This is a genomic window from Psychrobacillus sp. (genome assembly GCF_056205495.1).
On sequence record NZ_JBAEAP010000004.1, the window covers coordinates 1 to 2,731 of the forward strand.

4 protein-coding genes are annotated in these 2,731 nt (G+C 33.8%); all 4 read left to right on the forward strand.

Annotation, left to right across the window (positions count from 1 at the left end):
- Positions 1-377, forward strand: a 377-nt coding sequence (locus AC06OU_RS00070) for a hypothetical protein (RefSeq protein ID WP_475853282.1), incomplete at its 5' end; no start/stop codon positions are given.
- A gap of 94 nt (positions 378-471) precedes the next feature.
- Complete coding sequence (locus tag AC06OU_RS00075; protein WP_475853283.1) at positions 472-1,359, forward strand: aminoglycoside phosphotransferase family protein; 888 nt, start codon at positions 472-474, stop codon at positions 1,357-1,359.
- Positions 1,360-1,530: 171 nt separating this feature from the next.
- Positions 1,531-2,124: a lysophospholipid acyltransferase family protein gene (locus AC06OU_RS00080; RefSeq protein WP_475853284.1), complete on the forward strand. Its 594-nt coding sequence runs from the start codon at positions 1,531-1,533 to the stop codon at positions 2,122-2,124.
- A 103-nt stretch (positions 2,125-2,227) separates the two neighbouring features.
- Positions 2,228-2,647 (forward strand): DUF5391 family protein, encoded by a 420-nt coding sequence (locus AC06OU_RS00085; protein ID WP_475853285.1) that lies wholly within the window; start codon positions 2,228-2,230, stop codon positions 2,645-2,647.
- Positions 2,648-2,731: the final 84 nt, after the last annotated feature.

Genomic DNA, 2,731 nt, shown 5'->3' on the forward strand with positions numbered 1-2,731 from the left:
GATTATTTTCTAAAGTAACAGAAAAGTATAGACCACTAAGTGCACCGACATGGATTGATTTTGGTCAAGCAATAGGAGCAGAATTTACGGAACCTTCCAAGCCTTATTTCAAGTTTTCTATTTTCACTAACAAAATCCTCATTTTTAATAGAGAAATCTCAAGTGATTTGTTTGCTTACATAGAGGACGATTATATGAAAGAAGAAACAGGGGGAGGTTATTTTACTAAGGGACTCCCTTCTAAGGAAGAACTAGTAAAACAATACTGGGAAAGCATAATCACTATCGAGGATTATTTAGCAAATAAGCCATATGAAAATGCAGAAATCCTAATTTTTAGGACGGTTCCACCGGAAAAACTGGAGTTTATTGAATAGGAAGCTTACATATTCATTAAATATACATTATAGAGACACTAGCTTTGGTTAGTGTCTTTGCTATTTACACTAAATTTTAGGAAGAGTGATAACTATGGAGTTTCACAATATACAATTTCTCCAAAACTACTCGTCGTACCAGCTCATACAGGAAGGTTATTCAGAGGATGAGAAATGGTGTGTAGATCAAAAATATTTACTCCGTTTATCTAGGAATACGGATCTTCAACTATTAAAAAATCAGGCGGAGCTCACAAATAAAGTACATAAATTAGATCACCATATCCCATATGTCTATGAGGTTGGGGTTTTAGGGGATAGAAATTACGTAATTTTAGATTACATAAAGGGAGAAAATGGAGAAACGAAACTTCCTACATTATCTGACAAGATTCAATATCAAGTTGGTGTACAGGTTGGAGAAACACTCCGAAACATGCATAGCATCGCAGCTCCACCTAATATTACTTGTTGGGAGGAAGTATGCACAAAGCGTATTACAAAATTAACACCTCAATTTCTACCCATAATAGAGGCAAATCCTGATTATAACTGCATACTTCCTTTTATAGACAGTCAAACTTACCTATTAAAAGGAAGACCAAGCTGTATTCAGCATTATGACTTTCATACTGGTAATATTTTAATCGATGATGACAAGTTTAGTGGTTTAATCGATATGCAAAAAATTAGATATGCGGACCCGATTAATGAATTTTACAAGCTCGAGTACTTTAATGTACAGGTTAGTAAATACTATTCAAAGGGAGTAATAGACGGTTATCATAAGCAAGGAGAGATACCTGCTAGCTTTTGGGAGTTACACCGATTCTATGCTGCAGTACACCTTATTTCAGCGGAAGTATGGGGACATCAAGTTGCAATCAAACAAAAAGAAAAGTTCCAAGCATTTACCCGATTTACGTTAGACCAATTTAATAATTTCCAGCTTTTAATACCTAAATGGTATACCGATCAATAACTAGTGTATAAGACTGCTCCTGTCATTGATATATCAAGAGTGAATTTTCCTAGTGTCTGACCATATAGTAAGCAAATATTCTTCTATTAAATATAAAAATGTCTAGTATTTTTTCATATACTCATCTACAATTAGCACTAGGTACTAATCGTAGATGACAAGGTGGTTAATATGTATAAGTTTGTATTAGGTATTGCTAAAATTATTGTAAGATCTTTTGGTAAAGTAGAGGTATTGCACCAGGATCGGTTGCCAAAAGAAGAGGGGTTTATTGTCACATGCACTCATAGAGGGTGGCTAGAAATAGTTATATTAGGAATTGCAGTTCCTAGACCAATTCATTTTATGGCAAAAAAAGAGCTATTCAATAATAGAATTATCGGTTTTCTGTTACGTAAAATCAATGCGTTTCCAGTAGATCGCGACAATCCTTCCCCGAGTACTATTAAAATTCCAGTTAAATTATTAAAAAGCAAGGAAGTAGTTGGGATTTTCCCAAGTGGAACACGCAATTCTGATGGAGCTCCATTAAAAAGAGGGGCAGTCACAATTGCAAACCTATCCAAAACTCCAATTATTCCAGCTTATTATGAGGGACCTCGTACTTTAAAGGAATTAAAGCAAATGAAAAAAGCTACCATCATATTTGGGGAACCCATTTTTGTACAAGTAAAAAATAAAGATGAATTTACCTTATATACAGAGCTGTTAAATGACCAGACGCAATTATTGGCAGAAGAATTTCAAAAAAACAATCATGGATAAATAATCAGACCTAAGGCTTAGTAAACAAAAGTCTTAGGTCTATTTTAGTTCACTCTACCATTTACTATAATTTAGGAAAGGTCATAAAAAAGGTGGTGAGTTCGTGAAAAACAATAAAAGGAAGTTAATTATATGTACAATTTTTTCAGCAATTTTATTCAGTATCCTCTTAGTCGTGACTTCTTTATCTCCAATGGCTGATATTGGTGAAAACTCAAATAAGTTTGGAACAACGGGCATGTGGCTAGGTTTAGCATTCTTATTAATTTGCTATCTAGTACCCTTACTTTTATATTCCGTCGGTATTTCTTTTATGAAATATATTATGGCTGTTGCATGTGTTTTAGGTGCAATTAGTATATTCTTTTTAATCATTGCATTTGTAATTATTGGTGCGATCTATTCGATAGGAGTACAGCTATTTATAGCAATAGGAATTAGTATTTTATTGCTGATCGTAAACAGCCGTTGGATGTACCTTGCTTTTATTTCAAAGCCAATAACACAGAGCGATTACGCTTAATTGATATTTGTTTCAAAATACAGCCCCTTTGACATAGAAGGGATGGAGGGAAAGTATATGAATTTTAAAAAGATAGTCTACGTT